This is a genomic window from Vibrio sp. Vb1574 (genome assembly GCF_033338675.1).
Genome location: NZ_JAWOTC010000420.1, coordinates 1 through 1,078, shown reverse-complemented (window position 1 = coordinate 1,078; position 1,078 = coordinate 1). Strand labels below are relative to the sequence as shown.

Here is a 1,078-nt window from a genome sequence, read left to right as displayed (position 1 = left end):
TGGCGGATGGTATCTGTTTTAGTGATTGTTATCTCATCAACTATGTGGTGAATCGTGCTGATACAAAGACAATTTTGTAAATTATCAAACTATGAATATTTTTAAAAACTAGATTTATATTCTGAATTTTAGTGTGTAAATTGAAGTTATTTACCAAATTTTCAATATTTTTTGGTTTTAGATTTTGTGATTAAAATGTGTCCATGGTGGTATTTGCTATGGATGAGGGCAAGGAAAGTGTTCCGCTCCAACTGTTTGAGTTGACAGCAAAAGTTGGGTTTAACGAAGGATTCATCTATATTGCCGCAAACAAAGGAGTTTAGGAGTAGAGTTGAGATGGACATTTTGTCTGCGCGTAAAGAAGATTTAGCCGCTGTTTATGCTTTAGAAAACAAGTTGTTTGGAGAACATTCGTATCCTCAGTTTTTTATACGACAAGCGTACGATTGTTGGGGTGAAAGCTTGTTAGTTGCAAAGGAAGGAGAAGCAGTTGCTGGTTATGTGCTTTTAACCACCAGCAATGTCGCGAAGCACTATTGGATAATGTCGTTAGCCGTAAATTCGGAATTTCGCGGTCGAGGAATCGCGAGATTGTTAGTTGAAAGGGTGATGGCACCTCTGGCCGAAGGTTCTAGTGTTAAACTGACGGTTGATCCTCTCAACCAACCTGCATTGTCTCTCTATCAATCTATGGGTTTTACCGTACTAGAAGAAGAAGCGAATTACTTCGGTGATGAAGAATCCCGCTTGGTAATGGAATTCGTAAAGTAGGCCTGCACAGAAATGAGTCTAATCTGCACTTAAAATGTGCGGATTTAAAAATACCCCGTTCATCATTTTTCATAATGCCTTGTAATTAAAGCATTTTCATTATTGGCACTTTGTTTGCTATTTGTAGAATGTTCATCGTTAACTCGATGACCGCTCTCCAGAGCAGGAGGAGATGCGGGTTAGGGTATTACTTTTTAAAAATGTACTTACAGCGTTAAAGGCATTGCAGCCTCTCCAGTTTGGAGAGGCTTTTTTTTGCTCGCATGGTTGGGTTTGTAAGTCGTGTTGGTTAATAGCAGGAGGCGTA

At 39.1% G+C, this 1,078-nt stretch carries 1 protein-coding gene; it reads left to right on the top strand.

Annotation, left to right across the window (positions count from 1 at the left end; all coding sequences use genetic code 11):
* Positions 1–336 precede the first annotated feature (336 nt).
* On the top strand, positions 337–771 hold the full coding sequence (locus R7O12_RS26585; RefSeq protein ID WP_025520342.1) for a GNAT family N-acetyltransferase: 435 nt from the start codon (positions 337–339) through the stop codon (positions 769–771).
* Positions 772–1,078 lie beyond the last annotated feature (307 nt).

Excerpts from the sequence above, each read along its gene's own strand:
- R7O12_RS26585 (WP_025520342.1), top strand. The coding sequence starts at position 337 with ATGGACATTTTGTCTGCGCGTAAAGAAGATTTAGCCGCTGTTTATGCT.